This window comes from Pseudooceanicola sp. HF7, from assembly GCF_011806405.1.
Lineage (GTDB): Bacteria > Pseudomonadota > Alphaproteobacteria > Rhodobacterales > Rhodobacteraceae > Pseudooceanicola.
On sequence record NZ_JAATOW010000032.1, the window covers coordinates 26,012 to 51,478 of the forward strand.

19 protein-coding genes are annotated in these 25,467 nt (G+C 66.8%); 13 read left to right on the forward strand and 6 right to left on the reverse strand.

The features are described from left to right. Nucleotides 1–179: 179 nt before the first annotated feature. From HCZ97_RS15785 to HCZ97_RS15820, 8 genes are all read left to right on the forward strand, one after another. Nucleotides 180–1,568 (forward strand): YncE family protein, encoded by a 1,389-nt coding sequence (locus HCZ97_RS15785; protein WP_167689845.1) that lies wholly within the window; start codon nt 180–182, stop codon nt 1,566–1,568. Between the two features lie 62 nt (nt 1,569–1,630). Beyond that, entirely contained in the window at nt 1,631–3,310 is a 1,680-nt protein-coding gene (locus HCZ97_RS15790; RefSeq protein WP_167689847.1) for a (2,3-dihydroxybenzoyl)adenylate synthase, read from the forward strand. Then, the gene (locus HCZ97_RS15795; RefSeq protein WP_217701797.1) at nt 3,307–3,582 is read left to right on the forward strand and encodes a phosphopantetheine-binding protein; all 276 of its coding nucleotides are present in this window, start codon (nt 3,307–3,309) and stop codon (nt 3,580–3,582) included. The genes HCZ97_RS15790 and HCZ97_RS15795 overlap by 4 nt, the downstream gene beginning before the upstream one ends. Nucleotides 3,583–3,587: 5 nt before the next feature. Next, on the forward strand, nt 3,588–7,514 hold the full coding sequence (locus HCZ97_RS15800; protein WP_254871563.1) for an amino acid adenylation domain-containing protein: 3,927 nt from the start codon (nt 3,588–3,590) through the stop codon (nt 7,512–7,514). A 199-nt stretch (nt 7,515–7,713) separates the two neighbouring features. After that, a complete protein-coding gene (locus tag HCZ97_RS15805; RefSeq protein WP_167689849.1) occupies nt 7,714–9,927 on the forward strand; it encodes a FepA family TonB-dependent siderophore receptor in 2,214 nt (737 codons plus the stop codon). A gap of 231 nt (nt 9,928–10,158) precedes the next feature. Then, on the forward strand, nt 10,159–11,397 hold the full coding sequence (locus HCZ97_RS15810; RefSeq protein ID WP_167689851.1) for an efflux RND transporter periplasmic adaptor subunit: 1,239 nt from the start codon (nt 10,159–10,161) through the stop codon (nt 11,395–11,397). 6 nt (nt 11,398–11,403) lie between these two features. Beyond that, entirely contained in the window at nt 11,404–14,511 is a 3,108-nt protein-coding gene (locus tag HCZ97_RS15815) for an efflux RND transporter permease subunit (RefSeq protein ID WP_167689853.1), read from the forward strand. Nucleotides 14,512–14,629: 118 nt separating this feature from the next. Then, nucleotides 14,630–15,472, forward strand: coding sequence for a class I SAM-dependent methyltransferase (locus tag HCZ97_RS15820; RefSeq protein ID WP_167689855.1), 843 nt, complete (start codon nt 14,630–14,632; stop codon nt 15,470–15,472). A 42-nt stretch (nt 15,473–15,514) separates the two neighbouring features. Here the strand turns inward: HCZ97_RS15820 and HCZ97_RS15825 are convergent, their stop codons facing one another. Continuing rightward, the gene (locus HCZ97_RS15825) at nt 15,515–15,808 is read right to left on the reverse strand and encodes a zf-TFIIB domain-containing protein (protein WP_167689857.1); all 294 of its coding nucleotides are present in this window, start codon (nt 15,806–15,808) and stop codon (nt 15,515–15,517) included. Nucleotides 15,809–16,135: 327 nt separating this feature from the next. Here HCZ97_RS15825 and HCZ97_RS15830 point away from each other — a divergent pair, with 327 nt between their 5' ends. From HCZ97_RS15830 to HCZ97_RS15840, 3 genes are all read left to right on the forward strand, one after another. Then, nucleotides 16,136–16,840: a response regulator transcription factor gene (locus tag HCZ97_RS15830; RefSeq protein ID WP_167689859.1), complete on the forward strand. Its 705-nt coding sequence runs from the start codon at nt 16,136–16,138 to the stop codon at nt 16,838–16,840. Between the two features lie 190 nt (nt 16,841–17,030). Further along, nucleotides 17,031–17,693, forward strand: a complete 663-nt coding sequence (locus HCZ97_RS15835; RefSeq protein ID WP_167689861.1) for a hypothetical protein — start codon at nt 17,031–17,033, stop codon at nt 17,691–17,693. A gap of 77 nt (nt 17,694–17,770) precedes the next feature. Further along, nucleotides 17,771–18,289, forward strand: a complete 519-nt coding sequence (locus HCZ97_RS15840; RefSeq protein WP_167689863.1) for a HugZ family protein — start codon at nt 17,771–17,773, stop codon at nt 18,287–18,289. Nucleotides 18,290–18,349: 60 nt separating this feature from the next. Here the strand turns inward: HCZ97_RS15840 and HCZ97_RS15845 are convergent, their stop codons facing one another. Together HCZ97_RS15845 and HCZ97_RS15850 are read right to left on the reverse strand one after the other, a co-directional pair. Beyond that, nucleotides 18,350–18,991, reverse strand: coding sequence for a hypothetical protein (locus HCZ97_RS15845; RefSeq protein WP_167689865.1), 642 nt, complete (start codon nt 18,989–18,991; stop codon nt 18,350–18,352). Nucleotides 18,992–19,247: 256 nt separating this feature from the next. Further along, the gene (locus HCZ97_RS15850; RefSeq protein WP_167689867.1) at nt 19,248–20,822 is read right to left on the reverse strand and encodes a lysine--tRNA ligase; all 1,575 of its coding nucleotides are present in this window, start codon (nt 20,820–20,822) and stop codon (nt 19,248–19,250) included. A 140-nt stretch (nt 20,823–20,962) separates the two neighbouring features. On the opposite strand from HCZ97_RS15850, the gene HCZ97_RS15855 reads away from it, so the two are divergent. Then, a complete protein-coding gene (locus tag HCZ97_RS15855) occupies nt 20,963–21,388 on the forward strand; it encodes a tellurite resistance TerB family protein (RefSeq protein ID WP_167689868.1) in 426 nt (141 codons plus the stop codon). 168 nt (nt 21,389–21,556) lie between these two features. After that, on the forward strand, nt 21,557–21,706 hold the full coding sequence (locus HCZ97_RS15860; RefSeq protein ID WP_167689870.1) for a hypothetical protein: 150 nt from the start codon (nt 21,557–21,559) through the stop codon (nt 21,704–21,706). Nucleotides 21,707–21,937: 231 nt separating this feature from the next. Here HCZ97_RS15860 and dacB read toward each other — a convergent pair whose 3' ends face one another. From dacB to HCZ97_RS15875, 3 genes are all read right to left on the reverse strand, one after another. After that, nucleotides 21,938–23,593, reverse strand: coding sequence for a D-alanyl-D-alanine carboxypeptidase/D-alanyl-D-alanine-endopeptidase (dacB, locus tag HCZ97_RS20640; protein WP_254871564.1), 1,656 nt, complete (start codon nt 23,591–23,593; stop codon nt 21,938–21,940). 171 nt (nt 23,594–23,764) lie between these two features. After that, a complete protein-coding gene (locus HCZ97_RS15870; RefSeq protein WP_167689872.1) occupies nt 23,765–24,370 on the reverse strand; it encodes a nicotinate-nucleotide adenylyltransferase in 606 nt (201 codons plus the stop codon). Between the two features lie 104 nt (nt 24,371–24,474). Further along, nucleotides 24,475–25,467, reverse strand: a 993-nt coding sequence (locus HCZ97_RS15875; RefSeq protein ID WP_167689874.1) for an AI-2E family transporter, incomplete at its 5' end; no start/stop codon positions are given.

Sequence of the window (25,467 nt, forward strand, 5' to 3'; positions counted from 1 at the left end):
GATCGTCCTGGGTCGGGCGCGCCTTGACGCGCCACGGGCAGGCAACGCGGGACCGGCCCTGGCCCCGTGCACAGCCCCTGGGGCTGACGACTGAGCCACAGCCACGCTGCAGCAAACAGGGCAAGCATATTTCCGGAGGGCGGATCAGATCTGCCTCCTTGCAGCGAAAGGTCGTATTCATGAAACAGTGCTCCCAAAGCATTCGGGGCTGGCTGAAGGCATCCGCCATGGCCGGCGCGCTGGCGCTTGGTGCCGTGGCCGCCCAGGCAGAGCCCTTTGCAGAGCTGGGCAGTTTCGAGGGGCGTCTTGGCGCCTCCAGCGAAAGCCGCGGTCCGATCGTCCCGGGAAGCGAGGTCCTTCTGGGCGGGCGTGGCCTGACCCCGGGGCAGCAGGTCACCCTGCGCCAGAACGGCGAACAGCTGGGCGAGACGGTGAGCGCGGATGAGAACGGCGAGTTCCGCCTGACCGTGACCATCCCGGAAGATGCCGCGCCGGGCGCCTACCCGGTGGTGGCGGAATTCGCCAACCCGGCCTTTGCCACCACCTTCGACGTGCGCGTCGCCCCGGTGCTGGGCCCGATCGGCGTTGAGGATTTCACCGTGGACAGCCACAAGGGCGTCCGTGGCCTGTACCAGGTGGCCGAAGCGCCTGAGCTGAATGCGGTCTACGTGGCCGCCGCCAACGGCCGCCCGCCGGTCACGGAAAGCTACATCGCCAAGCTGGATATCGATTCGCTTGAGGTGCTGGCCAGCGTGAGCCCGGCCGAGGCCCCCGAAGAGGGCAGTTCCTCGGGCAGTGTCTTCGCGGCCTACGGGATCGGCGTGGACGAGATCCGCGGCCAGGTCTGGGTGACCAACACCCGCCAGGACACGGTCGCGGTCTATGCCGCCGATGACCTCTCGCTGATCAAGCAGTTCGATTCGGGCACCGTCAGCCATGCGCGCGACGTGGTGCTTTACGGCGGCGAGGCCTATGTCTCGGCTACCTTTACGCCCAATATCGCGGTCTTCGATGCCGACAGCCTTGAGCTTGTCGACACCATCGAGATCCAGACGGGCCAACGCGGCGAGACCTTCGGTACCGCCTCCCTGTCGCTGGACGCCGAAGCGGGCAAGCTGGTCGTGGCCGGTCTGGGTACCTCTGAGGTTGCCGTGCTCGACCTGGGCACGGGAGAGCAGAAGGTCTTCCACGTTCCCGGCGCAGAGCGCGTGATCGGCGTGGCCGAGGATACCGCACGCAACCGGATCTACACCGCGAACTCCGGCTCTGACGACGTGTCGATCCTGGATGCGGAAACCGGTGAGCTGATCAAGTCCGTTCCCGTCGGCTCCGGCCCGCTGAACGTGGCCGTGGACCCGGAAAGCGGCCTGGCCTACGTGGCAGTGCGCGGCTCCGGCACGGTGGTGGTGATCAATGCCGACGGAGAGGTTGTCGGCAACCTTGATGTCGGCACCTTCCCGAACCACTTGGCGGTGGATTCCAAGGGCGGCGTCCTGGTGGTCAACAAGCGCTCGGGCGATGACGACCCCAAGGGCGACCTGGTCACCCGCATCACTCCGAAGATGTAAGACCAAGACCCCCGGCCGCGCAGGGATTGCGCGGCCGGTTTCCCTGCCGGAGTACCCATCCCATGACCTCTTCCCTTCTTCCGGTCACGCAGACCTGGCCCGACGATCTTGCCGCGCTTTACAAGGCGCGCGGCTACTGGCGGGGAGAGACCTTCCCGGCCATGTTGCGCCGGATCGGCGCGCAGCATGGCGACCGGATCGCCTTCAGCGAGGGGGCGCGGCAGGAAAGCTACCGTGACTTCGCCGCCCGGGCGCAGGCCTTCGGGGCGGGGCTGCTGGAGCGCGGCTATGCCCCCGGCGACAGGGTGCTGATCCAGCTGGGCAACAGCATTGCCTTCTTCCATGCCGCCTTCGGCCTGTTCGCCGCCGGGCTGGTGCCGGTCTATGCGCTGCCTGCCCACCGCCGGACGGAGATCGCGCACCTGCTGCGCAAGTCGCAGGCCGTGGCGATGATCACCCATGACCGGCTGGACGGCTTCGATCACGCGGGGCTTGCCGCCCAGATGCTGGAAGAGATCCCCGGGCTGCGCGACGCCTTCATCGTGGGAGAGGCCGGCGCGCTGACCGGTTTCGACAGTATCGCGGGCGACCCCGCGACCCTGCCTGAGGACCCCGATCCACAGAGCGTGGCGTTCCTGCAGATCTCTGGCGGGTCGACCGGCATGTCCAAGCTGATCCCGCGCACCCATGACGATTACATCTATTCGCTCTGGGCCAGCAACGAGATCTGCGGCGTTACCGAAGACAGCGTCTATGGCGCGGTGCTGCCGGTGGCCCATAATTTCACCATGTCCTCTCCGGGCTGCTACGGCGCGCTTTATGCCGGGGCGCGGGTGGTTCTTTTCCCCTCTCCGGTGCCGGACGCGGCCTTTCCGCTGATCCGGCAAGAAGGCGTGACTATCACCGGGCTGGTGCCGCCGCTGGCGCTGCTCTGGCTGGATGCGGCAGAGAAGGCGGGGGGCGCGCGCACCGCGCGGGACCTGGCCTCTCTCAAGGTGCTGCTGGTGGGCGGGGCGAAGTTCCTGCCCGAAAGCGCGCGGCGCGTGAAGCCGGTGCTGGGCTGCACGCTGCAACAGGTCTTCGGCATGGCCGAGGGGCTGGTGAACTACACCCGCCTTGACGATGACGAAGCCACGATCACGCAAACCCAGGGCCGCCCGATCAGCCCGGATGACGAGGTGCGCGTGCTGGACGACGCGGGCAATCCGGTGGCCGATGGCACCCCCGGGCACCTGCTGACCCGTGGCCCTTACACGATCCGAGGCTATCACGACGAACCCGCCGCCAACGAGCGCAGCTTCGAGGACGGCTGGTATCGCACCGGCGATATCGTGATCCGCCACCCCTCTGGCCACCTGACGGTGCAGGGGCGCGCCGGGGATCACATCAACCGCGCCGGAGAGAAGATCAGCGCCGAAGAGGTGGAGGATCACCTGGTCGCCCATCCCGCCGTGCTGGATGCGGTCGTCGTCTCCATCCCCGATGCCAAGCTGGGCGAACGCATTGCCGCCTTCATCCTGCCGAAGGAAGGGCAGGCGCTGCGGGCGGTGGATATCCGCAAGTTCATGCGCTCGCGCCAGGTGGCGCCCTTCAAGACCCCGGACGAGATCCGCTTCGTCACGGGGTTCGGCACCACCGCCGTGGGCAAGATCAGTCGCAAGACCCTGCGCGCCGAGCTGCGCGAAGAGGTGCTGAAGGCCGAAGCGGCCGAGGCCCGCAAAACGGAAGAAGAAAAGATATGACCCAGGATGAGCTCTTGCTTGGCCATGCGCAGATGCAGGCCGATATCGCGGAACAGATCGGTATCCCGCCCCATGAGGTGGAGCCGCAGGAAAGCCTTGTCGACCTGGGGCTGGACAGCATCCAGGTGATGACCTTGCTGATGAAATGGGGCGAGAAGATCGAGGGCCTCGATTTCTCGCGCTTCATGGAGGCGGAGACGCTTGAGGAATGGTGGGCCATTGCCGAAGCGGCCCAGACGGGCCCGGCAGCGGGTAAGGCAGCAGTCCGGTGAAGCAATTGGTATCGCAGTCGCAGGGCTACCCGGCGGCCGCCCGGCCGCTCTGTGACACCCAGGACGGCATCTGGTACGCGCAGCGCCGCGATCCCGGCTCACCCACCTTCATGACCGGTCAGGCGCTCTGGCTGGAGGGGCCGCTGGACCGCGCCGCCCTTGCGCGCGCGGTCGATCAGGTTTGCGCAGAGGCCGAATGCCTGTCCCTGCGCTTTGCCGAAACGGCCGAGGGCCCGGTGCAATGGCTGGAACCCGGTGGCGCGCCCCGGCTGGCGTTCCGCGACCTCTCGGACGATCCCACGCCAGAGGCCAGCGCCCGCGCCGCGATCCTGGCAGAGGCCCAGGCGCCCGTGGACCTGCGCGCCGGACCGATCGCGGGCTTCACTCTCTGGACCCTCGCGCCGGACCGCCACGTGCTGAGCGAACGCATCCACCACCTCGCCGCCGATGGCTATGCGATGGTGCTGATCACCAACCGCATCGCCGCGCTTTACAACGCCTTCGTGACCGGCAGCCCGGCAGAGGATGGCTTCCCCCCCTATGAACAGGCGATCGAGGCCGAGGCCCGCTACCGCGATGCCCCGAAGCGCGAAAAGGATCGCGCCTATTGGCTGGAGGCCCTGAAGGACCTGCCGGAGATAGAGGGGATGGCCCCGGGTGATCCCGTCGCCTCTGCCTGGTTTCACCGGCACGAGGTGGCACTGGGCACTGATACGCTGGAACGCCTGCGCAGGGTGGCCGCCGATACCGGCCTGTCCTGGCCCGATGTGCTTTGCGCACTGAGCGCGGCCTATACCGCCCGCTGCCTTCCGCCCGTTCCCGGGCAGGAAGGGGCCCCGCGTGAGGTTGTGCTGGGCGTGCCGCTGATGAACCGCATGGGATCGAAGGCGGCGCGGGTGCCCTCCACCCTGGTGAACGTGCTGCCCCTGCGCCTGGTGGTCGATGAAGAGGCGCCGCTGGCCGACTGGCTGAAGGAAAGCGGCGCGGCGATGGCGGCCCTGCGCCGTCACGGCAAGTACCGCGGAGAGGCCCTGCGGCGCGAGCTGGGCCGGCTTGGCGGGCAGCGCCGCCTGCACGGGCCGCTTGTCAACGTGCTGCCCTTCGATGCCACGCCGAAGCTGGCCGGGCTGGACAGCCAGCTGCAGATCCTCGGCGCGGGCTCCGTCGATGACATCACCTTCTGTTTCCGGGGCGACGGGCAAAGCCTGCTGGTGCAATGCGATGCCAACCCCGCGCTCTATTCCAAGGCGACGACCCGCGGCCATGCCGCCCGGCTGGCAGCCTTCCTGGAAAACGCCCTTTCGGCCGACCGCTTGCTGGATCTGCCGACCCTGACGCCAGAAGAACACCAGCGTCACGTCACCACACGCAATGCCACCGACCACCCGGTGCCGGAGACCTCGCTTGCCGCCCTGACAGAGGCGCAGATCGCGGCGACACCACAGGCCCCCGCGCTGGTCTTCGGCGCAGAGACCTTGAGCTATGCAGAGCTGGACCGCCGCAGCATTTCCCTGGCCCGCCGGCTTGCCGCGCGCGGCATCGGGCGGGGGGATACGGTGGCCGTGGCTCTGCCACGCTCGGTCGCGCTGATCCTGGCGTTGCAGGCGGTCATGCGCTGCGGTGCGGCCTATGTGCCGCTGGATCCCGAAGATGCCTCGGCCCGCCGAGCGGACATGCTGGACCGCGCCGCGCCCAAGCTGATCCTGGCAGAGGCGGATTTCGACGCCGCCGCAAGTGACGCCCCCGTGCTGCCGCCCGAGGATTGGGACGAGGGCGAAGAGGCCACGCCCGAAGGCCCCCGGCCCGGGGATCCAGCCTATGTGTTGTTCACCTCCGGCTCTACCGGCACGCCCAAGGGCGTGGTGATCGAACACGGCGCCATCGTGAACCGGCTGCTGTGGATGCAGGCCGAATATGGCATCGGCCCGGGCGACCGGGTGTTGCAGAAGACGCCGGCGACCTTCGATGTCTCTGTCTGGGAGTTCTTCCTGCCCTTCCTGTCCGGTGCGACGCTTGTGGTGGCCCCGCCCGGCGCGCATCGCGATCCGGTGGCGCTGGCCGGGATCATCCGCGATCAGCAGATCACCGTGCTGCATTTCGTGCCCTCCATGCTGGCGCTCTTCCTGGCGGCCCCGGCTGCCAAGGGGCTGGCGATCCCCAAGGTCTTTGCCAGCGGAGAGGCACTGCCGGTCACCCTGGCGCGGCAGTTCCACCAGGTGATCACCGGGCGGCTGCATAACCTTTACGGGCCTACCGAAGCTGCCGTGGACGTGACCTTCCGTGAGGGGCAAGGGGATGAGCCAGGCGCCTCCGTCCCCATCGGCACCCCGGTCTGGAACACCCGCTGCTACCTGCTGGATGACCGCCTGCGGCCCGTGCCCGACGGGGTGACCGGGCGGCTCTGGCTGGCCGGGCGCCAACTGGCGCGCGGCTACCTGGGCCAGCCCGAACTGACGGCAGAACGCTTCCCCGAAGACCCCTTCGACCCCGGCGCGCGCATGTATGACACCGGTGACCTGGCGACCATGGCGCCGGATGGCACGATCACCTACCAGGGCCGTGCCGATTTCCAGGTCAAGATCCGGGGCGTCCGGATCGAGCTGGGAGAGGTCGAGGATGCCCTGGCCCGCACCGGCCTTGTCGCCCAGTCCGCCGTGTTGGCGCTGCCCGATCATGCCGGGCGGGACCGGCTGGTGGCCTATGTCATCGCGCAAGAGGGCGCGACGCCCGCCACCATACGCGACGCCCTGTCGTCCCGGCTGCCCGCCATGATGATGCCCGCCGTCATCGTGCCGCTGACGGCCTTTCCGCTGAACCCCTCGGGCAAGCTGGATCGCAAGGCGCTGCCCGCCCCGCAGGCAGAGGCCGCATCCCCCGTCCGCCCGCTGGCGCCGGGCGCGGAAAGCCGCCTTGGCGCGCTTTACGCAGAGGTGCTGGGCCTGTCCCGCGTCACCCCGGAGACCGATTTCTTTGCCGCCGGGGGGGACAGCCTGATGGCGGTGCGCCTGAGCCTGCGCATAGAGGAGGTCTTTGGCAGCGATCCGGGCCTGGGCACCCTGTTCGAGGCCCCGGTGCTTTGCGACCTGGCCCGTCGGCTGGAGCAGCAGGGCGCGGCCCATGACGACGGGCTTGGCCCGGTGGTGCAGCTTTCCAGCGGCACGGCGGGGCCGAAGCTGTTTGCCATCCACCCGGCGGGCGGCATCGCCTGGTGCTATCGCGGTTTCGCCGCCCATCTGCCGGGGGTGGACCTGGTCGGGCTGCAATCGCCGCTGCTGGATCCCGCCGCTCCCTTGCCGGCGGACCTGGACAGCCTGGCGCGGGCCTATTGCGACCGGATCGAGGCCCTTGCGCCGGAGGGGCCGCTCTACCTGATGGGCTGGTCCCTTGGCGGCATCATCGCCCATGCCATCGCTGCCGAGGCGGAGGCCCGCGGCCGCCACCTGGGCCTTCTGGCGCTGCTGGATGCCTATCCCTCCCAATGCTGGCGCGACGAGCCGGAGCCGGACGAGGGCGCGGCGATCCGAGCCCTGCTGGCGATCGCCGGTCATGATCCGGATGCCTATCCGAAGCTGGTCAGCCGGGAGGATATCCTGGGCTTCCTGCGCGAGGCGGGCCATCCGCTGGGCCATCTGCCGCGCGCGGTGCAACAGGGGGTCGTGCGCTCCGTCCAGCAGACCAACCGGCTGGTGCGCAGCCACAGGGAGCGCCCCGTCCGCGCGCGGGTCCTGCATGTGCATGCCACCCGCGATCACGCGGGCACCGGCCGCAGCCCGCAGCTGTGGCAAGAACACTGTGGCGGGGTCGATGTGCTGGACCTGGATTGCCACCACTCCGACCTGGTATCGCTTGTGCAGATACCTGAAATCACACGGGAAATTCGCGACTTTATGCAATCATCGCGGGAAGATGTAGCAGCCCCGCCACAGGCATAGTGTTTTTGTCAGGAATTTTCCTGAGCGATTTACTCGGATACCTATGGCGCCTATCCCCCGCGCTATAGGTCATCGTCACTCCAGCCCGGGATCCCCTCCCGTATTGCCAGAAAGAACGTCCTCGGCCTTTCCACGCAATAGTCCTAGGGGGATTACCATGAAGCCGCTGAACCGGCCGTCCGTCCGGAGCCTTCTTACCATGACCACGTCGGCCCTTCTGCTGGCCGGCCTGCCTGCCTTTGCGCAGGACGCACCCGATGCGATCAATACCGCAGAGGATATGGTCTTCCTGGGCGATGACGGTGAAGTCATCGTCCTTGACCCGATCATCGTCCAGGCCGCATCCGATGAGCTGAAGCAGGCGCCCGGTTCCTCGCTGATCACGGGCGAGGACCTGCAGCGCCGCCCGGTCTCCAACGACGTCTCCGAAGCCGTGCGCCGGATGCCCGGCGCCAACCTGACCGGCAACACCACCACCGGCCAGCGCGGCAACAACCGCCAGATCGACCTGCGCGGCATGGGCCCGGAAAACACCCTGATCCTGGTCGACGGCCGCCCAGTCCTGTCGCGGAACTCCGTCCGCATGGGCCGCTCGGGCGAGCGTGACACACGTGGCGATTCCAACTGGGTTCCGGCGGAAGCCATCGATCGGATCGAGGTCATCCGTGGCCCGGCGGCCGCGCGCTACGGCTCCGGCTCCGCGGGCGGCGTGGTGAACATCATCACCAAGCGCCCCGACAAGCCCACCACCACCGTCAGCCTCTACGGGGAGGTCAAGCAGGACAGCGACGAGGGCAACACCTTCCGGACCAACGTCCTCACCTCCGGCCCGCTCAGCGAGCGGCTCTCCTACCGGACCTACCTGAGCTACAACCAGACTGCGGGCGATTCCCCCGACATCAACGCGGAAGCCACCGATGAGAACAGCGGCGTGGCCGCGGGCCGCGAGGGGGTCAAGAACGTCGACTTCTCGAACCTGTTCGAATATGAGCTCGACGGCGCCAACACGCTGGGTTTCGAGCTGTCCTACAGCCGCCAAGGCAACGAATATGCCGGTGACGCGCTGTTCCAGGACATCGAAAGTGTCCCCACTGACCTGATCGGCACGGAAACCAACGTGATGCAGCGGACCGTCCTGGCCCTGATCCACGAGGGGTCCTATTCCTTCGGCGACAGCCTCAGCTACATCCAGTACGAGCACACCGACAACTCCCGCCTGTCCGAAGGCGCGTCCGGCGGTCGTGAGGGCCTGATCCCGGGCGATGCCGAATTCGTCACCACCCTGCTGAACAACGTCACCGCGAAGACCGAATGGAACCTGCCCTCGCAGTTCATGGGCTACAACCAGACCCTTACCCTGGGCGCGGAATACCGGGGCGAGTTCATGTATGACCCGTCTTCGGTCAGCGGCGCCACCACCGGCGGCGTGGACATCCCGGGCACGACGACGGATCCGTCGCAGCGCGACACGCGGATGAACTCCCACCAGATCGGCCTTTATGCCGAAGACAACATTTTGGTCGGCGACCGCCTGACCCTGACCCCGGGCCTGCGGATGGACTGGCATTCGGAGGTGGGCGTCAACCTGTCGCCCAGCCTGAACGCGACCTACGAGGCCACCGAAAACCTGACGATCCAGGCCGGTGTCGGACGGGCCTTCAAGGCGCCGAACCTCTACCAGCTTAATCCCGACTACGTGTACCGGACCAGGGGAAACGGGTGCCCGGTGGCCTATCCGAACCTGGGCGGCGGCTGTGTCATCCTCGGCAACCCCGACCTGACCTATGAGACCTCCGTGAACGCCGAGCTGGGCGTGAACTACCAAACGGACTCCGGTCTCAACGCAGGCCTGACCTACTTCCACAACGAATACCGCGACAAGATCCAGGCCTCGCTGGAGCCGGAAGCGGTGATCGGGACGACGCAGGTTTTCAGGTGGGTCAACATCCCCCGCGCCATGGTCGAGGGCCTGGAGGGCAACCTCTTCGTGCCGATCAATGACCGCCTCGGCTGGAGCACCAACGCCACGGTCATGATCAACTCGGTCAACCGCTCGACCGGTCAGCCGCTCTCGCTGGTGCCTGACTACACGATCAACACCGAGCTCGACTACGAGGTGACGGACAACTGGAGCCTGACCATCGGCGCAACCCACTACGGCGAAACGCCCAGCCCGAGGATCTCCGTGACCAACGGCGAAGAGGTCACCAATCCGAGGCCGCGCTCTCCCTACACGCTGGTCGATGTCACCACCTCCTATACCTACGAGCCCTATGACATGACGGTGACCGCCGGGATCAAGAACATCTTCGACACCCGGATCTATCGTGAAGGCACCTCGAACAAAGCCGGTGCCAACACCTACAATGAGCCCGGCCGGACTTTCCTGGTCGAGCTGACCAAGACCTTCTGAGCCCGTCTTACGGAAACATCCGAAGTCTGCATCGGCCCCGGCGTTCCGCGCCGGGGCCGTTTCCCGTGCCGGGGTGTGCTGCTTTTCGGGCATGCCCTTCCTTGCGGACCCGGGTTTGCAGGGCGTTCGGGGGAAATCCTCACTTCATTGCGACGGGAATACCGGCGCGCATCGTGTTAGTCAGGTGCCCGGAGCCCCCACAGGCCCCGGACCCAAGCAACCGGAGAAGAAATGACCGCCCCAAGTAATGTTACGCAGTTCGCGGCCGCCCGACATCGCGCGCCCTTCACGCCGGTGACCCTGCGCGGCGTCAGCTGGCTGCTGCTGGCCTGCCTTGTGCTGCTGGTACTTCCCGCACAGGTCCGGGCGCAGTTCGGCGGGGCCGGGGGCCCTGCGCAGGTGGGCGTCGTGACGCTTGAGCAAAGCCTGGTGCCTTACACGGTCACGCTGCCCGGTCGCGCCGTGGCCCATGACGATACGGAGGTGCGCCCCCGCGTCGAAGGCATCATCGAAGAGATCGCCTATCGCCCCGGCACGCGGGTCGCGGCGGGGGATGTGCTGTTCCGGCTGGAAACCGATACCTATGACCTGGCCCTGCTGGCCGCCGAGGCGCAGCGCGCCAGTGCGCGCTCTGCCGTGGCCGTGGCCCAGTCCACCGTGGATCGCTACAACAAGCTGACCTCGGCCGCGATCAGCCAGGCGGACCGGGACGGGGCCGATGCCACGCTGGCCTCTGCCCAGGCCACGCTTGCCGCGGCAGAGGCCTCGCTCAAATCCGCCCAGCTGAACCTGGACCGCACGGTGATCCGCAGCCCCATCGACGGGATCGTGGGGCTTTCGGATTATTCCGTCGGCGCCCTGGTCACCGCCAACCAGAGCGATCCGCTGACCACCGTGACCCGGGTGGACCCGATCTATGTCGATGTGCAGGAAAGCTCTGCCCGGATGCTGCGCAACCGCGCCCGGATGGAATCCGGCGCCCTGCAACCCAGCGACAAGGTTGAGATCCGGTTGGTCCTGGAAACAGGCCGGATCTACGAGGGGACCGGCACGCTGGTGACCCCGTCGACGGCGGTTTCCACCACTACCGGCACGGTCGATTTCCGCTTTGAATTCGACAACCCGGACCGGCTGCTGATGCCCGGCCAGTTCCTGCGCGTCACCGCAGAGGTCGGCAAGATTGAGGCGATCCTGGTGCCGCAGCGCGCCACCTCGCGCAGCTCGGACGGCACGCTGACCGCCTTTGTCGCAGAAGACGGCACCGCCCGGCAGGTCACCCTGACAACGCAGGGCGCTTATCAGAACGCCTGGATCGTGACCGCCGGCGTCGAGGACGGGCAACGCCTGGTCGTCGACGGTCTGCGCAACCTGGCCGCCGGGGCACAGATCGCCCCGGTGCCGGTCACCATCGACGCAGATGGGATCGTGCGCGACGCCGCGCAGGATGCCCCTGAAAGCGCGGGAGACTGACAGGGAATGGTCAATTTCTTCATTCACCGCCCGGTCTTCGCCTGGGTGCTGGCCATCGTCACCATGCTGGCCGGCGCCTTTTCCTTCACCCGGCTTCCGGTCTCCCAATACCCCGAGATCGCGCCCACAACGATCCGCATCTCTGCCGGCTACTCCGGGGCGACGGCGGATGCGGTCCAGAACTCCGTCACATCGGTGATCGAGGACAGCCTGACGGGGATCGACGGGCTGCTCTACATGGTCTCCTCCTCGCGCCAGGGTTCCGCGAGCGTCACGCTGACCTTCGATGAAAGCGTCGATGCGGTCGATGCCCAGAACGAGGTCCAGTCAAAGATCAGCCAGGTGGAAGGCCAGCTGCCCGGTAGGGTGCAATCCCGGGGCGTGACCGTCACGCGATCCTCAGATGCCATCCTGCTGGTGGGTGCGCTGGTGTCCAAGGACAAGCGCTTTTCCACGATCGAGCTGGGCGACATCCTGGACAACATGGTGACCGGCCCGGTGCAGCGCACCGAAGGGGTCGGGGGCATCAACGCCTTTGGCTCCGGCTACGCGATGCGCATCTGGCTGGATCCCTTGGCGCTGTCGCAATACCAGCTGACGCCCAAGGACGTGACCGACGCGGTCGAGGCCCAGAACACCACGGTTTCCGTGGGCTCCCTGGGGGATATGCCGACCACGCAGGGCCAGCAGTTCACCGCCACGATCACTGCGCAAAGCCAGCTGACCTCTGCCGTGGAATTCGAACAGATCCTGCTGAAAACGGAAGAGGACGGCGCGGCGGTCTTCTTGGGCGATGTCGCCAAGGTCGAGATCGGGCAGGAGGATTACGGGTCGAACTCCTTCTTCAACGGCTCCAACGCGGCGGGCTTCGGCGTGAACCTGGCAACCGGGGCCAACGCGGTGGATACCGCGGCGGCCGTGCGCGCCACGCTGGACCGGCTTGCGCCGGCGCTGCCCGCGGGCGTGGACATCGAATATGCCTATGACACCTCGCCCTTCGTCGAGCTGTCGATCGAAAAGGTCTATCACACGCTGATCGAGGCCGTGGTGCTGGTGCTGCTGGTGATCCTGATCTTCCTGCAGAAATGGCGCGCCACGCTGATCCCGATCATCGCCGTGCCGGTGGTTCTGCTGGGCACCTTCACGGTGCTGGCGGCGGCCGGCTTCTCCATCAACACGCTGACCATGTTCGCCATGGTGCTGGCCATCGGCCTGCTGGTGGATGACGCCATCGTGGTGGTCGAGAACGTCGAGCGGGTGATGGAGGAAGAGGGCCTTGGCCCGCTGGAGGCCACCATCAAGGGCATGAGCCAGATCACCGGGGCGCTGATCGGCATCGCGCTGGTGCTCTCTGCGGTCTTCCTGCCCATGGCCTTCATGGGCGGCTCGACCGGGGTGATCTACCGGCAGTTCTCCGTCACGATCATCACCGCGATGGTCCTGTCGGCGCTGGTGGCGCTGATCCTGTCCCCGGCGCTCTGCGCGACCATGCTGCGCCCGGCGAAGGCGGGCGGCGGCATTGCGCCCGCGCGCTGGTTCAACCGCACCTTCGACCGCATCAACGCCGGCTACACGGGCAGCGTGGGCCGCCTGCTGAAGGCACCCTTCCTCATGCTGATCGTTCTGCTGGGCGTGGCGATCGGGGCCTCTGCGCTGTACACGCGGCTGCCCTCCTCCTTCCTGCCGGAAGAGGACCAGGGCGTGATGCTGGTCATCGTGCGGCTGACAGAGGGCTCCACCACCGCGCAGACCCAGGCCGTGGTCGAGGAGATCGACGACTACCTGCGCAACCAGGAAACCGGCGCGGTGGAAAGCACCTTCTACACCTTGGGCTTCGGCTTCGGCGGCTCGGGGCAGAACGCTGCGATGATCTTCGTCAAGCTGCGCGATTTCGAGGACCGCGAAGGCGAAGGCATGGGGGCGGGCGATCTTGTCGCGCGCGGCAACGGGCGGTTCTACAACAACCGGGCCGGGCAGATCTTCTTCATGCAGCCGCCGGCGATCCCGGGGCTGGGCAATACCTCCGGCTTCAGCTTCTACCTGATCGACCAGGCGGGCAACGGGCTGGGCGCCCTGCGCGACGCCGCCAGCCAGCTGGAAAGCGCCGTGGCAGAGGACGGGCGGGCAGAGAACCTGCGCGTTTCGGGGGACGAGGACGAAGCCGTCCTGCGCATCAACCTGGACCAGCAGAAGGCCGAAAGCTTCGGGGTCTCCATGAGCTCGGTGAACGCGCTGCTGTCGATCATCTTCTCCGGGTCCGAGGTCAACGACTTCAACATGAACGGTAACCTGCGCCCGGTGATCGTGCAGGCCGACGCGCCCTACCGGATGCAGCCAGAGGACATCGAACGCTGGTACGCCCGCAACAGCGCCGGAGAGATGGTGCCGTTCTCCTCCTTCATGACGGTGGAATGGGTCTCTGCCTCGCCGACGCTGGCGCGCTACGGCGGCACCTCGGCGATGTCGATCTCGGGCTCGCCGACCGCCGGCACCTCTTCGGGGGATGCGATGGCCGCGATGGAGGAGCTGGTCGCGCAGATCGGCGGCGGTTTCGACGTGGCCTGGACCGGCCTGTCCTACCAGGAGCAGCAATCGGGCAACCAGGCGCCCTACCTCTATGCGCTCTCCGTGCTGGTGGTCTTCCTGTCGCTGGCGGCGCTGTATGAAAGCTGGTCGATCCCCTTCTCCGTCATGCTGGCGGTGCCGGTGGGCATCCTGGGGGCGCTGCTGGCGGCCTGGGTGACCGGGGGCAGCAACGACGTCTACTTCAAGGTGGGGATCCTGACCACGATCGGCCTGGCGGCCAAGAACGCCATCCTGATCGTGGAATTCGCCAAGGACCTTGAGGAACAGGGCAAGGGGCTGGTCGAGGCCACGGTGCAGGCCGCACGGATGCGCCTGCGCCCGATCCTGATGACCTCTTTCGCCTTCATGCTGGGGGTCGTGCCCCTGGCCACCGCCAGCGGGGCGGGCGCGGCAGCGCAGAACGCCATCGGGATCGGCGTGCTGGGCGGCATGGCCGCGGCCACCTTCATCGGGGTCTTCATGGTGCCCAGCTTCTACGTCTTCGTGCGCCGGGTCACCGATCGCAAGGCGCGCTGGGCGGCATCCTGAGCGCCTGCACCCCTCCGGCGCCGCTTTGCTCGGCATGTCCTCGCGCTGACGCAGGATCCCGACTTGTGTCAGCGCGCGGGCAGGCTACCTTTCGGCTGCAAACGGGAAAGGCAATGCCATGACGGAAGCAAACGCGGGTCAGAAGCTTTACTGGAACGATGCGCCGGGGGTGAAATGGATCACCCACCAGCAGGCGCTGGACCGGATGAACCACAGCGTCGCAGAGCTGGTGCTGAACGCCGCCGCGCCGCGCACCGGAGAGCAGGTGCTGGACATCGGCTGCGGCGCGGGGGCCACCACGATCATGGCGGCGCGTGCCGTCGCGCCCGGGGGCTACGCGGTGGGGCTGGATATCTCGGGCCCGCTGGTGCGCCATGCCAACAAGCGGTTCGCCGAAGAAGGCCTGGACAACGCAGAGGCGCTGCAGGGCGATGCCCAGACCCAGCCCGCGCCGGAGCAGGGCGTCGACCTGGCGCTGTCGCGTTTCGGGGTGATGTTCTTTGATGATCCGGTGGCGGCCTTCGTCAACATCCGGCGGCTGATCCGCCCCGGCGGCCGCCTTGTCTTTGCCTGCTGGGCAGAGGGCAACCCCTGGTTCGACCTGCCCATGCAGGCCGCCGTCGCCCAGCTTGGCCCGGCAGAGCCCAAGCCCGCCGATGCCCCCGGCCCGCTGGCCTTCCGTGAGCCCGCCCGGGTGCGCGACATCCTTGAGGGCGCGCATTTCACCGGCGTGGAGATCGACACCCATGAGGTGCCCCTGGTCATCCCCGAGGGGCTCGAGGCCGGGCTGGAGTTCTGCAAGCACCTTGGGCCGATTTCACGCCACATGACCGACAAGAACGGCACCGAGGCCGACTTTGACGCCATCATGGACCGCCTGCGCCCGGCCTTCGCGGCCTTCGACACGGACCAGGGTCTGATGATCCCCGGCCGCGTTCACCTGGTACAGGCCCGGGCCTGACCGGGGCCGCCCGGACCCCGGCTGGGGCAGGGGCCCCGCGCTCTAGTCGAAGTCGAAGATCTCTCTCAGCAGGTTCTTCTTCTTCTTGCGCTTCTTGTAGTGGCGCGGGTCATAGCGCTGATCCTCTCGGTAATAGGGCTCGCGATATTCGCGCGGCGGCGTGGCGGGGCGCGGCGGGCTGTAGGGCTCCGGCGCGGCCTCGGCCCCGGCGCGGTCGATGATCTTGTCCAGCTCTCCGCGGTCCAGCCAGATGCCCCGGCATTTCGGGCAATAGTCGATCTCAACCCCCTGCCGGGCGGTCATCAGCAGGTCGTTTCCATCCACCGGACATTTCATCGCGTTTCCTCCATCCTTGGCTGGCCTGGATGTGGGGACGGGCACGCGCTGCCGCAAGCAGGTTCAAGAGAACGTTAACCAACTATATGAAAAACAACCCTGATTTGCGCAATTCTGGCGACAGGGCGCGTTCAATACTGTATTCATTATGCCAGAGCCGGGCTGCGCCACTGGAAGGCGATCTTCCGCAGCGCGCCTGGCACCCGCGGCAAAAGCCGCATTTTTTCCGAAACGTTTGACGGTGTGGGCCGGGGTAGCGCCCTTGGCATCGTCGGGCAGTTTCCCTCTTCCTTCCATCGTCGCTTCTACAGGAACAGGAGACCTGAGATGCGCCTTCTCGTGACCGATACGACCTGGAACATTGCCGGCCTTTCCCACGCCCTTCTCAAGCAGGGGTTCTACGTCACCGAAGCGGCGAATGCCGAAGAGACGCTCGAATATGCCAGCACAGCGGAACAGGATGCGGTGCTGATCGACCCGGATCTGCCGGACATGTCGGCGGCCCAGCTGGTGTCGAAACTGCGCATGGCTCATCCGAAACTGGTGATTTGCATCGTCTCGCGCCGCGACACCCAGGCCATCCGGGCAGAGTTCCTGACACGTGGGGCCGATGACGTGATCGAATGGCCCAACAAGGCGCCAGAGATCGCCAGCCGCCTGCGGGCCTACGTGCGCCGCGCCGCGGGCTTCTGCATGCCGGTGATCCAGTCGGGCCTGCTGCAACTGGACCTGTCGGCCATGACGCTGCACTACGGCGATATGCCGATCCACCTGACCCGCGTGGAATACGAGATGATAGAGATGCTGATGCTGCGCAACGGGGCCATCGTGACCCGCGACCAGATCATGATGCAGCTCTACGCCTGGCAGGATGAACCCGATCCCAAGATCATCGATGTCTATACCTGCCGCATCCGGGCCAAGCTGGCCGCCATCGGCGCGCCGGATGACGTGATCGTCACCAGCTTCGGCCAGGGCATCCGCATCCCGATCTACTCCGCCCCCCGCGACACCAAGACCGCGGCGGCCTGACACCCCGCCCGTTCTTGCTCCCTCCTGTCTGCCCGCCGGCCTCCCCTCCGCCGGCGGGCTTTCCACATCCTTAACGCGCCTTTCTGGCGTTAAGGGCGCATTAACCGTTCAAAACCATGCTAGAATGGCCTTGGACATGGCTATGCAGGCGCTTGGCCAAGGTTTGAGCAGGACGCGGGAAAGGGGCAGGATGCAACGCTGGGCCGGGAACGGGATCGGCACCTGGGTCGTGATCCTCTGCCTGATGGCAGAGGCCGCCCTTGCCGGTGCCTGGCCGCGCGGAGAGGGCAATCACTTCATCGCCAGCGCCCTGCGGTTCAGCCGGTCGGAGAGCGGCGACACCGACACATCTCTCAGTTACTTTCACGAATACGGGCTGACGGACAAGCTGACCGTCGGCCTTGATCTGAACGGCACGCCCGAGGGGGCGAACAAGGCGCTGGCCTTTGCCACCTACCCGATGCCCGATCGCTTCGGCCTGAAGACGGCGGTCGGGCTGGCCCTGGGCACGCTGAACAGCCAGCCCGCGGTGCGCCAGGTGCTGGCCCTGGGGCGCGGCCTGGCCGATCCCTCTGGCTGGCTGGCCGTTGACGGGATCCTGGACGTCTACACGCAGACCGGCGCCTATGACTGGAAGGCAGAGGCAACGCTGGGGCTGAACCGCTCCGAGGGGCTGAAGATCTATGGCCAGATCGAGACCGGGCAAAGCTATGGCCAGCTGCCCTATGCCCGGCTGGGCGGCTCTGCCGCGATCCGCCTGACAGAGGGGCTGGACCTGGATATCGGCGCCTCCACCAGCCTGCACAACAGTGATCCGGTGCGGCTGAAGCTGGGGGTCTGGCGCAGTTTCTGAGCGGCTAGGCCGCACCCGCCGGGCTTTGACCCCGGCGCAGGCGCGTATTACCTTCCGGCCATGCAGATGCCCGCGAAATGACAGAACCCCCCAAGGATCCCGTCCGCCCCGCCGATGAAGAGGCCCGCGCCCTGGCGCGCGATCTTCTGAAGGCGGCGCATTTCGCGGCCCTTGCCACGCTGACGGATCAGGGCGTGCCCTTCGTCACGCGGATTGCCCTGGCCACGGATCCGCAGGGGCGCCCGCTGACGCTGGTCTCGCGCCTTTCGGCCCATACCGCACCGCTGCTGCGGGGGGCAGAGGTCTCCTTGCTGATCGGCGAGCCGGGGGACAAGGGCGATCCGCTGACCCACCCGCGCCTGACGCTGCAGGCGATCCCGCAGCCCGTCGTGCGCGAGGATCCCGCCTATGCGCCCCTGGCGGCCCATTACGCGCAGCTGCGCCCCAAGGCGCGGCTTTACATGGATTTCGCCGATTTCCTGCTGGTCCGCTTCGCGCCGCGCGACAGCTTCCTGAACGGCGGCTTCGGCAAGGCCTTCCGGATGACCCCGGCGGACCTTCTGCCGCCCCCCGAAACGCAAAGGCCCGACCCCTGAGGGCCGGACCTGCAAGACCGTCGCGAACCCCACCCTAACGGGGTGGGACCCGGCCGGATATCAGAAGCGCCAGCCGATGCTGAGGCTGATGAAGGGAACCACCGGGAAGTCGGACAGGCTGTCGTTGATGCTGGCGACTTCGGCGTTGATGTCGTCCTGTGCCTGCTGGGGCTGGGAGTCGATCCCGCTGAGCGACATCTCGTAGGTGGCCACGCGCGCGCCGGCCTCAACCGCAAAGGTCATGCCCGTGTCCATCGCCCGGCGATAGCCGACAGAGACCTGCGGCGCGACCTTGCTTTTCTGTTCGATGTTCATGCCGAAATCACCGGAATAGGTATTCCCATTTGCGGTGACCTGGTTCGTGTTGCCCGAAGCGGAGTACCCGCCAAAGGCGATCCCGCCAGAGAAGAACACCCCGTTCGCCCAGGGGAAGTAATCCGCCACCAGCGCAAGAGAGAGCGATTCAACCGTGGAATCGATGCTGTTGCCGTCATCCTCAAGGGTGACATCGCCTTCGCCCCAGTACAGCGGCGCGCGCAGGCTCAGCTGGCTGTTCACCGTGTAGGTCGGCTCGACATAGATACCCAGGGAGGAGACACCACCGGACAGGGTCATATCCCCCGCCTCCTGGGCCTGTGCCGCAAGCGGCAGGGCGCCGCCCAGAAGAAGGGCGCCAATGGCAAGTGTGTGAACTTTCTTCATTGTTTCGAACCTCGCAAACCTGTTGTATTCAAGTATCGCGATGCCTCCATCCTGCCGATGGCGGGTCCGCGAACCCTTTGAGTTTGCGAGCGAAAGGTACGGTTGCAAAGCATTTAGCGGTGCCGGCGCGCAGCAGCCGGGACTTTGCCCGTGCCTGTCACCGAAAAGCTACGTATTGCGCGGTAATCCTGCGCAGGCGCCACGCAAAAAAAAGGGCTCCCGAAGGAGCCCCCTGCATCTTTTCGCCTGCCTGGCCTCAGGCGAAGTCGCCCGCCAGCGCCCGGTCGATCAGCTCTACCGTTTCGGACACGCCGTAAAGCGCGATGAACCCGCCGAAGCGCGGCCCCTGGCTGGCGCCCAGCAGCACCTCGTAAAGGCAGGAGAACCAGGCCTTCATCGGATCGAAGCGCTCGCGGCCCACGGAATAGACCACCGATTGCAGCGCCTCGTCAGAGAGCTCTCCGTCATAGGCTGCCAGGGCGTCCCGCAGCGCCTGCAGCGCCTCGCGCTCCTGCTCGGTCGGGGCACGGAAGACCTTCGTGGGTTTCACGAAGTCGTTGTAGTAACGCACCGCGAAGCCCACGGCCTGGTCCATCTGCGGGTTCGCCTCGGGCGAGGCCTCGGGCGCATAGCGCGCGATGAAGCCCCAAAGCGTCTCCTTGTCCTCGGCACCGGAAACCGAGGCGAGGTTCAGCAGCATCGAGAAGGGCACCACCAGGTCCGACGCCGGCACATCGCCCGCGTGGATGTGGAACACCGGGTTGGCCAGCTGGCCCTTGGCATCCTGGTCCGGATAGGCCTTCAGCTGCTGGTGATATTCATCCATCGCCCGCGGGATGACATCGAAATACATCCGCTTGGCCGTCTTGGGCTTCTGGAACATGAAGTAGCTCAGGCTCTCCGTGCTGGCATAGCTCAGCCATTCGTCGATGGAGATACCGTTGCCGCTGGACTTGGAGATCTTCTGCCCCTTGTCGTCCAGGAACAGCTCGTAGGTGAAATGCTCGGGTTTCTTGCCGCCCAGGATCTCGCAGATGCGGTCATAGATGGGCGTGTTGGTCGAATGGTCCTTGCCGTACATCTCGAAGTCGACGTCCAGCGCGGCCCAGCGGGCGCCGAAATCGGGCTTCCACTGCAGTTTCACGTTGCCGCCGGTGACGGGCAGGGTCCATTCGCGGCCCTCCTCGTCATCGAAGGTGATCGTGTAATCCTGCGCGTTCACCTCCTTCATGGGCACGTAAAGCACGCGCCCCGTTTCCGGATGGATCGGCAGGAAGATGGAATAGGTCGCCGCCCGCTCGTCGCGCAGGCTTTTCAGCATGACCTTCATCACCTCGTCGTATTTCTCGACCGCGCGCTTGAGCACCGCGTCGAACTGGCCGGACTTGTAGAACTCCGTGGCCGAGTAGAACTCGTATTCGAAGCCGAAGGTGTCCAGGAAGCGGCGCAGCATGGCGTTGTTGTGGTGCCCGAAGCTTTCGAATTCCTCGAAGGGATCATAGACGCTGGTCAGCGGCTTCTGGATGTCTTCCTTCAGGCGTTCCTGGTTGGGCACGTTGCCGGGGATCTTGCGCATCCCGTCCATGTCATCGCTGAAGCAGATCAGGCGGGTGGGGATATCGCTGATCACCTCGAAGGCGCGGCGGATCATCGTGGTGCGCAGCACCTCGCCGAAGGTGCCGATATGGGGCAGGCCGGAGGGGCCATAGCCCGTCTCGAACAGCACGAAGCCCTTTTCCGGCGGCGTCTTCTCGTAGCGCTTGGCCAGGCGGCGGGCCTCTTCGAACGGCCAGGCCTTCGATTCCAGTGCAGCAGCGCGCAGATCGGACATGATCTTCTCCATCAGGTGAGTAACCGCCTGTCCCGACCTCGGGGCAGGTCCCCTTCGCCGGGGCCTGCGCTTCCTATTGTGCCCTGCCGCGCTCGTCAATAATCTGCGCCGGAACGCTTTGGCGAAAGGAATTATCGGCCATGCCCTCCGACACCCCCCACGCGCTGACTGCCCAGGATTGCCTGGTCCTGCTGATGATCGCGGTTTCCGTCTCCGATGAGAACGTCCGCACGGTCGAGCTGATCAAGATCGAAAGCCTGGTGAACACGCTTCCCGTCTTCGCCAGCTACGACGATTCCCGCATTTCCCAGATGTCCTCCATCGTCTTCGACCTCTTCGCAGAGGAAGACGGGCTTGATGCGCTCTTCGGCCTGATCCGGGAAAACCTGCCCGAACGGCTCTTCGAAACCGCCTATGCCTTCGCCTGCGACGTGGCCGCCGCCGATGGCACCCTGCGCGAGACAGAGCTGCGCCTGCTCGAAGAGATCCGCTATGAGCTTAGCCTCGACCGGCTCCATGCGGCGGCCATCGAACGCGGCGCCCGCGCCCGTCACATCACGCTCTGATCGTTTTCCCGGCAAACCCCCGCCAATGCCGCACCGGCATGGGCGGGATTGCGGCGCTGCGAAACATTCCTGACCCTTTCGTGAGAAAGCGTCACTTGCCTGACACCCTCTTTATCGCATCTTGGTTCCAGAACCGTTCAAGGCGAGTCAACAAGAGGGAGCAGCCCCATGAACCGCGTGTTTCTCATCGCCGGCCTTGCCGTGCTTTGCCTCATGCCGATCCTCGGCGCCTACGTGGAACGCGGGCTGCCCGACGGCGCCGTGCTGAAAGCCATGCGCCTGCAGGAACAGCCCAAGCCGCAGAAATGGGTCTACTGACCCAAGCCCCCTGCAACTCCCCCTGACGCCAGCCCCAAGGCCAGCCTGGGAAAAACGGCCCCTGCCTTCTTCTTGCCAAGAAACTTCCGCCGGAGGCTCCCACGCCCTCCGCGATCACAGCGGCCGGCGCGGCGCACCGCCGCCAGCGGTGTGCCGGTCACCGCAAGATCCGTCCTCTGCAATCGTCCGGCCCTTTCGCCCAGCCGAGCGCGGGACTCGATCCCCGGGGCCTCACCCCGTGCCGTAGACCCCGTCCCAGCGGCGGATGAGGTCCTGTTGCAGCGCGCGGGCGCGGGTCAGCCAGGCGCGGCCGCCCGGCGGGCGCTCCCGCTGGGCGCGGGTCAGCGCATCGCGTTTCTCGATATCCGCAGAGATCACCGCAAAGGCCAGCATCCGCCCGTCCGAGGCCTTCTCGTAACCCGCCAGCGCAGAGACGAAGTTCAGCGTGCCGGTCTTGGCGTGAACCTTCACCGGGCCGTTCTGGATCGGTCGGCCCAGCTCGTCCTTGACGGAAATCTCCTTCAGGATCGGTTGCAGGTCGCGCTGCGCCTCCGGGCTCAGCAGCATCCGCACCAGGTCCCCCGTGGAGATGCCAGAGGCCTCGCCCAGCCCGGAATGATCCACAAGGTCGATGCTTGTCAGGCCGAAATGCTGCCGCGCCCAAAGGCTCATGGCGGCGGCGGAATCGCGCAGGCTGGCCGGCATCGTTTGCGATGTCGTGGCCGTCACAAGCTCCGGGCGGGGGGGATGGGGCACGGCGGTATCGCGCACCTCTGTCAGCTTGCCTGACAGGCTTTCCGCCATGACGGCGGTATCGGGGCTGTCCATGCCCTCCGACAGCGCCTTGGCAGAGGCCATCAGCCCCGGCGCGCTAGCGCGGGCCACGCTGGCCGCCAGGCCCAGCAGCTCCGCGGTCAGGTTCGTGGAATAATACAGCATGTCTTCCGCGATCTCGATCAGCGGCGGACTGCGGTGACTGGCCATCTGGTAGGTGACCTCCGGCAGGGCCTCGACCGGCTCGGGCGCCTTCAGCACGATGCCATGGGCGCGCACCAGCACCTGGAAGACCTCTGCGGCATAGGCGGCGGGGCGGCGCACGGGCAACCACCGCGCGCCCCCGGTGCCAAGCGCACCGCTGGCCACGGTCCAGGCATCCACCCCCGCTTCGTCGGCATAGGTGTAAACCGGCCCGGCGCGGTCCGCGATCGTCATGCGGGCCACGGTCACGTCGGGGCGGTAATTGCCCGCCCGCGCATCCATCGTGGTGACCCAGCGACCGCCTTCGCGCTTCCATTCGAAATGCACGCGGTTGAAGTTCAGGTTCAGGCCAGAGACCCCTGGGTTGTAACCCACCTGGTCCGGCTGGGCCTCATCGATCAGCCGCGCCTCCGGCAAGGCGGTGCCGTGGTAAAGGTAGCGCCCGGTGACCTCCGTCACCCCGGCGGCCTTCAGCGCGGCGGCCAGCTCTGCCAGGTCGCGTGTGTCCAGCACCGGATCGCCGCCCCCTGCCAGGATCAGGTCGCCCTCGATCCGGCCACCCTGCATCGGGCCGGTGGCCAGCACCCGGGTGACGAAGCGGTGATCCCGCCCCAGGGTGTTGATCGCGTAAAGCGTAGTCACGGTCTTGGCCACGCTGGCCGGGGGCAGGGGCTTGTCCTTGCGGTAGTCCTCAAGCAGCGCGCCGGTGTCCAGGTCGGCCACGGCGAAATGGCTTTCCCCGGTGACACGGGCGTCTTCGACGACAGAGGCGGGGCCGGGGGCGACGACCTCTCCCAGGTTGTCCGGCCTCATCCGGGGCCGCGGCATGTTGAGCGGTCCCGCCAGGGCGGTGCCCGCGCTTCCGGCGGTCAGCATGGCCAGGAAGGACCTGCGGCGGATCTGTTTCATGTCACCTCTGTTCGGCTTCGTGATGGGGCGTCCGGCTGGTCCCGCGCGCAGCGTCATGGCACGCGGGCAACCGGGCGGTTCCCCGGAACCCCCAGTCTGTCGTGTCATATTCTAACGTTGGGTGTACGGGACGCCAAGCATTCTGCGCGTCACCCCGCGCCTTTGTGAGCATCACTCCGCCGGAAGCCATCCGCCACGGGCCCGGATCTCTGAGGAAGAGGCGCCGTTCAGCGGAACATTGACGAAACACCAGGCCGGCGCGCCGGAGCGGCCGAGCAGGCGGCTTTCCGGTTCCTCCAGCCGGGCGGCGCGGTAGATCCGCGCGGCGCGGGAATTGCGCGCCTCCAGCCGCTCGCCGGGCCGGGCCAGCACGCCCACGGGCACGTTGTCCATGATCCAGCGCCATTCCTGCCAGCGGTCCAGCTGCGCCAGGTTATCCGCCCCCATCAGCCAGACAAAGCGCACGCCGGGGTAAAGCCCCTGCAGGGCGCGCAGGGTCTGGGCGGTGTAGCGGGTGCCGGTGCGGGCCTCGACCCCGGTGACGCGCACGCGGGGGTGCTGCATCAGGGCGCGGCTGGCCTCCAGCCGCGCCTGCAGCGGGGCCGGGCCACGGGGCTTGAGCGGGTTGCCGGGGCTGACCAGCCACCAGATCCCGTCCAGGTTGAAGCGCTTGAGCGCCTCCAGCGTGATATGCCGATGCCCCTCGTGGGGCGGATCGAAGGATCCACCCAGCAGCCCGATCCGCTGGCCGGCCCGCGCCTGGGGGCGTTTTGTCACCACGTCCCGCTTCCCTTCCGAAGGATCGGCCCTTACCGGGGCCGGCGTTGCGAAATACCGGCAGAGGTTGTGACGCAAGTTCCGGGAAAGTCAAACCAATCGCGTCACTTCGACGGTTCGGGCAGCGGCGCGCGCCCCGGTCCCGAACTGCCCGAAGACCCCGAAAGCGGCCCGGCCGAGGCGCCCGAGGAGGGGCCCGACAGAACGCCGCCCGGCTCTCCGCCGCCGCGCAGCCCGCCCGCCTGGCCGGGAAGCAGGCCTGCCTGTGCCACCTTGCGGGTGTTGCGCCGCAGGCGCGCCCGGGCCCGCCGCCTGTGACGAGAGGAGTTCGACCCATCCAGGAAGCTGCCCACGGCCTTGAAGGCCGGGATGTTGTCGCAAAGCACCTTCAGGAAGACCAGGAAGGGCACGGCCAGAAGCGCGCCCGCCACGCCCCAGAGCCAGGCCCAGAAGATTACCGCGATGAAGACCGCAGGGGTGTTCAGCCGCAGGTGCCGGCCCACCACCACCGGCGTGACCAGCTGCCCCTCGATCGAGGTCAGGCTGAAATAGACCAGCGGCACCAGCAGCGCCTGGCCGAAGGTGGAAAATGTCACCAGCGCCACGGCAAAGCTGATCACCGTGCCGATCATCCCGCCCAGGTAGGGCAGGTAGTTCAGCAGGAAGGCCGCCACGCCCCAGAACAGCCCGTAGGGCATCCCCATCAGGTGCAGCGACCCGCCGATGGCCACGCCCAGGCCCGCGTTGATCACCGTGATCGCCGCCAGGTAACGAGAGATCTGGCGCTCCACGTGCCGGCTGATCCTGAGCGATCGTTTCTTGGTCTGGAAGGTGGGCATCGCCTCTACCAGCTTGCGCTGGAACATGTCGCCGGAGGACAGCAGGAAAAGCGCCAGGATAAGCGCGATGATCAGCGCAGAGCCTGTCCCCGCGGCCGAGGCCATAACGTTCTGCATCAGGGAGCTGTCGCGCACCACGACCGTGTCGCCCCCCGTGCCGTCCGGCACCTGTGAGCCGCCGGTAAGCTCTTGCATGCCTTCGGAAACTTCGCGCACCCGCTCGATCTTCTGGGCGACGGACCAGAGCTTGAGGCGCAG